5 protein-coding genes are annotated in these 5,366 nt (G+C 45.7%); 4 read left to right on the top strand and 1 reads right to left on the bottom strand.

The features are described 5' to 3' along the window. Window positions 1-524 (bottom strand): Uma2 family endonuclease (locus IM509_RS23680; protein ID WP_287717362.1); only part of this gene is annotated, 524 nt, incomplete at its 3' end. A gap of 205 nt (window positions 525-729) precedes the next feature. Here IM509_RS23680 and ftsY point away from each other — a divergent pair. The 4 genes from ftsY to IM509_RS23660 all read left to right on the top strand — a co-directional run bounded on the left by ftsY (window position 730) and on the right by IM509_RS23660 (window position 4,946). Continuing rightward, window positions 730-2,064 (top strand): signal recognition particle-docking protein FtsY, encoded by a 1,335-nt coding sequence (gene ftsY / locus IM509_RS23675; protein WP_185237981.1) that lies wholly within the window; start codon window positions 730-732, stop codon window positions 2,062-2,064. Between the two features lie 94 nt (window positions 2,065-2,158). Further along, window positions 2,159-2,959 carry a metal ABC transporter ATP-binding protein gene (locus IM509_RS23670; protein WP_185237982.1) on the top strand — a complete coding sequence of 267 codons (801 nt, stop codon included), beginning with the start codon at window positions 2,159-2,161 and terminating at the stop codon, window positions 2,957-2,959. A 39-nt stretch (window positions 2,960-2,998) separates the two neighbouring features. Continuing rightward, window positions 2,999-3,415 (top strand): DUF3119 family protein, encoded by a 417-nt coding sequence (locus tag IM509_RS23665; RefSeq protein WP_002761589.1) that lies wholly within the window; start codon window positions 2,999-3,001, stop codon window positions 3,413-3,415. 247 nt (window positions 3,416-3,662) lie between these two features. Continuing rightward, window positions 3,663-4,946, top strand: coding sequence for a DUF3086 domain-containing protein (locus tag IM509_RS23660; protein WP_185237983.1), 1,284 nt, complete (start codon window positions 3,663-3,665; stop codon window positions 4,944-4,946). The last annotated feature ends 420 nt before the right edge of the window (window positions 4,947-5,366 follow it).

The following is a 5,366-nucleotide window of genomic DNA, read 5'->3' as shown; positions in this document are numbered from 1 at the left end:
ACCGACACCAATTGTAAAACTGCATTTTCCCCTGTAAGGAAATCAACTAACCATTGATCATCCTTTTGTTTATAGTAACGTTCTACACTATAACTAGATTGTTCAATCAGAATATATTCTTGAAAAGTTGGCAAGGAACGATAGAATTTAAACTTATCCCCTCGATCATAAGCTTGGGTAGAATTAGAGAGAACTTCGACAATAATTAAAGGATTGATCACGTTAGATTGACTATTACCTTGATAGAGAGGTTGACCTTTAATCACCATCACATCGGGATAGGTGTAAATACTATAATATGACAGCCATAAACGCACCGTTTCCATGTAGGTATAATAATCTTGATTATTGATATTTAAAGGAAAATTACGGCAAAAATTTAGACAAATCTGATTGTGATTAGTGGTGGCTCCTACCATTGGGATAATTTCTCCTTGACGATATTCATTTTTATCCTCGGACGTTTCCTCCAGAGCTAGATATTCTTCGGGAGTATAATATTTAGTTTCGGTAGTGCTTAACATTTTTGACTCTCCTTCCTATTCTATTTTCTAGGATACAGCATTTCCCTAAAAAGAGATAAAGTTATCCTTGAGCAAGGTTATCATTTTTCCCTTAATCTCTGGCAAAAAATGCTGAGAAATCCACAATTAAAAATATAACTATCAAAATTGCTCACGCCAAGGGTTAAAATAAACTAGATAAATAGTTTTATGTTTAGTTTCTCCTATGTTTAACTGGTTCCGTCGTCAGAAAGTCCAACCCGAACAAGAACAAGCACCCCCTGCACCCGTAGAGGAAACCCCCAGCGAGGCAACCAGTCAGGAAGACTATTTAGATTGGGCCAAAAAAGCCTTTAAAAATATTCAAGAGAAAAAAGCCACGGCCGAGGCCGTCGTGAGCGAAACCCCTGAAACATCCATTGCTGAAACCGAACCTCCGCAAGAGCAAGAACCAGTTAAAGAAGAAGAAACCGAGGATAATACCCCCGCATGGCTGAAAAAATCTGATCGCCTCGAAATCCTCAAAGAAACCGCCATCGAAACCCCCACAGAACCAGATGAGGATTTTATCTGGTCGGCCAAAGTTTTGGCCAATCAGGGACGACAAGCAGAGGACGTTTCGGAAGAAGAAATCACTTGGTTAAAAAAATTGCGTCAGGGTTTAGGCAAAACGCGCCGCAGCTTGGTTAATCAGCTTAAGGCCGTGGTCGGTCAGGGTCCCCTCAATCAAGACGCGGTGGAGGAAATCGAAGCTTTATTGCTTCAGGCCGATGTGGGGGTAGATGCCACCGATTATATTATCACTACCCTCCAAAATAAGCTAAAACAGGAAGCTCTGCCCCCCGAAAAAGCGATCGAATATCTCAAAGAAATTATCCGCGAGATTTTAGATGCACCTTTAGCCAATTATAGCAACCCCGGTTTTGAGCCAGAAAAGGGCAAATTAAATATCTGGATGCTCACAGGAGTTAACGGAGTGGGTAAAACGACGACTATCGGCAAATTAGCTCATTTATCTAAACAATCTGGCTATAGCTGTATGATCGCCGCTGCCGACACCTTTCGCGCCGCTGCCGTGGAACAGGTGAAAGTTTGGGGAGAGCGATCGCAAGTCGAAGTCATTGCCAACCCGGGCAAAAATACCGACCCGGCCGCCGTGGTGTACGATGGCATCGAAGCCGCTAAATCCAGGGAGGTAGAATTACTCTTAGTGGATACGGCGGGAAGATTGCAGAATAAAAAGAACTTAATGGCAGAATTAAGCAAAATTCGCCGCATTATCGACAAAAAAGCCGAGAGTGCCGTGGTGGAATCCCTTCTAGTTCTCGATGCCACTTTAGGACAAAACGGGCTGCGACAGGCCGAGGTTTTCTCGGAAGCTGCCCAATTAAGCGGCGTGATCCTGACTAAAATCGATGGTACAGCTAAAGGGGGTGTTGCCCTTGCCGTAGCGCGTCAGCTTAACCTACCGATTCGCTTTGTCGGCGCTGGGGAAGGAATCGAGGATCTGCGGCCCTTTTCCAGTTACGAATTCGTGGAAGCTTTACTGAGTGGCGATTAATCTCACCCTAGCTATCTTTCATAATCTTTTCATGGTTGCTTCATAATTGTCTCATTTTTAGTTATGCTAGAAATGGAGACTCAGGGTAACAACTATGCAAACGACAATTACAGTTAGTCATCTAGGAGTATATTATCGCGGCGTGGAAGCCCTACGGGATATCACCCTGAAAATTCATCCAGGACGATTAACCGGTATTATCGGTCCCAACGGTGCGGGCAAAAGTACCCTGATCAAAGCCATGCTAGGATTAATTCCCGTACAACAGGGAAGCGTTAACTATCAAGGGCAATCTCTACAGCAACAACTGGATAAAGTCGCTTATGTTCCCCAAAGAACTCAAATCGACTGGACCTATCCCGTCACCGCTTGGGATGTGGTAATGATGGGGAGAGTTAGAAAAACGGGTTGGTTTCGTCCTTTTTCCCATATTAGTCGTCAACGGGCTTTAAATGCCCTAGAACGGGTGGAAATGGCTGATTTACGCCATCGTCCCCTCGGTCAGTTGTCGGGAGGACAACAGCAAAGAGTCTTTTTAGCCAGATCTTTGGCCCAAGAAGCGGAGATTTTCTGTTTTGATGAACCTTTCGTTGGGGTAGATCAGAAAACCGAGGGGATTCTTTTTAATATCTTTGGTGAGTTAGCCCAAGAAAATAAAATTGTCATGGTCGTTAACCATGATTTAGGCGAATCTATCACCCATTTTGCTGATTTAATCCTCTTAAATAAAGAATTGATCCTCGCCGATCAACGATCTAAGGTCTTAACTGATTTTAATCTCCGGCGTGCCTATGGGGGTAAAGTCTCCTTCTACGATGCCATGACACCACCAGATCATCGCCGATCGAGTCTCGATTATCTCGATCGCCTGTCGAAAAACAATGCGATAAACTAGAAGCGAAGATATTTTGGCTGACTGCCGATAGGGACACCGATGAAAACTATTTCCCCGCAAGAAGTAACAGGAACGATCGAACTGGCTCCTAACTATCGAATTCCCCTGTTTTTGGTAATTTTATCGCTGCCTTTACTCTTTTTACAGGTCTGGCTCGGCATAATTTTCTCCCTGTTAGGGCTATTCTTGATGTTCCAGACTACCCGCATTCGTCTCCAGTTTACCCCTACCTCCTTAGATGTCTATCTGTCCGGGCAACAAATTCGCTCCTTTCCCTACCAAGAATGGCAAAATTGGCGGATTTTCTGGAATAAAGTCCCGATCCTATTTTATTTCAAAGAAATTAACAGCATTCATTTTTTGCCCATTATCTTTGACAGCGCAACCCTGAGACTGTGCCTCGAAAAATACTATCCTTTAGCAGCATCGCCAGCGATCGACTCAGAAGCGAACTAAGATTGAGTTAAAATAAAATCTAGCAATTAATAGCGTCTTAAGTAGGTAGGTGTTAAAAATTGTCAGCTCCCCCCGCCTATCGGCACCCCCCTTATTAAGGGGGGCAGGGGGGATCCCCCCGCCTATCGGCACCCCCCTTATTAAGGGGGGCAGGGGGGATCGAAGGCAAGATATATCGTCTATTAATTAGAACCACTTACTTAATTGCCTGCCTTGGCCCTCTGTTCGCTCTGCATTTCTAAAGCCGATGAATTCAGAAGATTTTAATGTTTTACCCCTTGACAAAATGACAGACTTACCCAATGAATCTGTCGAAGAATTTAGTTTTGATGATCTCTGGAACGATCGCCCAGTAGAGAATCCGCTGCCATCGGCAATCGCCCCCGAAGGCGAATTAGTTCCCACAGCGCAGGCGCAACCCCTGCGGGCAGAAATCGAGGCTCTAGAACGGCAAAAACAGAGCCTAGAGGCAGAAATCTCGGCATTAAAAGCGGAAAGAGAACGCTTGATCGCCGAGGAACTAGGAGATATCAAAGCTCAAATCGAAAGAATGCTCAAGGAAGGCGTAAAAGACCTAGAACAACGCAAACAGGCGTTAGAAGTGGCGATCGAACAGTTAGAACGCCGTCGTGAGCGGATTCGGCAGGAAATGCGGAGTAATTTCGCCGGAGTCTCCCAGGATATGGCCGTGCGGGTTCAGGGATTTAAAGACTATCTGGTGGGCAGTTTACAGGATTTGGCCGCGGCTGCCGAACAGTTGGAATTACCCCGTTTTGAAACCCCCGAAAAATCCCCCCGACCCGTGGAACCTCCCCTGCGGACCGAACGGGAGGAAAACCCCCGTCCATCCCGTGGCAGTCAAGGCCGGGATGATCGCGAAGAAAGTCCCCGTCCCTCCCGTACCAGTAACCAAGGCCGGGATAATTGGCAAGAACCCCGTCGCTCTAACCGTTCGGGTTATGAATCGGAACCGGTGGGGCAATCCACCCCTAGACAGGGCTTTTCTGACCAAAATCAGCGCATCCAAACTGTTTTAGACCGTTATCGCAGTCGTCCTGACTATTACGGTCCGCCTTGGCAATTACGGCGCACTTTTGAACCAATTCACGCCGAACGGGTGCAACAGTGGTTCTTTAAACAGGGGGGCCGGGGTACTGTTCGCGGTATGGGCAGCCGTCTCCAGAATATTCTGGTCGCTTCGGCAATTATCTCGATTATGGCGGAATTACAGGGCGATCGCTTCCGTTCTCTCGTTCTGGCTAATAGTCCCGAACGTTTAGGCGAATGGCGGCGCGGTCTCCAAGATTGTCTCGGCATTTCCCGCGCCGATTTTGGACCAGACCGCGGCATCGTTCTCTTTGAGTCTCCCGAAGCTTTAATTCAAAAAGCGGAACGTTTAATTGAGGATAAATATTCACCGCTCATTATCATCGATGATACCGAAGAACGGCTCAATTTCGCTCTTTTACAATTCCCCTACTGGTTAGCTTTTGCCCCTGAACCCCAACAAAGTTCTAGTTATTGGTATTAACTAATTAGGGTTTGCGGCAAAAAGTTTTTCCTGGCGGCAGGGTGTAGGGTTTTACCAATTTTGAGGGGGTCAATTACCGAATTTGCAGGGAAAAAGTCCCGGAATTTTCCCGCCGATTACTGCAAGGGTCGGCACTTTTTGAGGTAAAAAAAATCTAAAAACCTTGTTGGATAAGGTTTTTAGATTTATTCGGCATACCCTAACTAGGGCTTGCTGAATAATGGTAAAACCCTTTTAAAATAAGGCTTTTGACCTGTTAAAGTCCGATGTTCATGCTGCGAAAATAGGATTGGGACTTTCAAAAACCTTGCATTATCCTTCTTGTAGTACATCGCTTGGTACACAAAACAAGGGCAACAAAGCCTGAAACGACTGGCTACTGACTCCTGACTCCTGACTCCTACCCCCAGGAAAAACTTT

The sequence above is a fragment of the Microcystis sp. M31BS1 genome, assembly GCF_020245285.1.
GTDB lineage: Bacteria > Cyanobacteriota > Cyanobacteriia > Cyanobacteriales > Microcystaceae > Microcystis > Microcystis panniformis.
This window is presented reverse-complemented; position numbering and strand designations above follow the sequence as displayed.

What these genes read in the sequence shown, in the direction of transcription:
- ftsY (WP_185237981.1), top strand. Translation starts at nt 730, where the DNA reads ATGTTTAACTGGTTCCGTCGTCAGAAAGTCCAACCCGAACAAGAACAA.
- IM509_RS23670 (WP_185237982.1), top strand. Translation starts at nt 2,159, where the DNA reads ATGCAAACGACAATTACAGTTAGTCATCTAGGAGTATATTATCGCGGC.
- IM509_RS23665 (WP_002761589.1), top strand. Translation starts at nt 2,999, where the DNA reads ATGAAAACTATTTCCCCGCAAGAAGTAACAGGAACGATCGAACTGGCT.
- IM509_RS23660 (WP_185237983.1), top strand. Translation starts at nt 3,663, where the DNA reads ATGAATTCAGAAGATTTTAATGTTTTACCCCTTGACAAAATGACAGAC.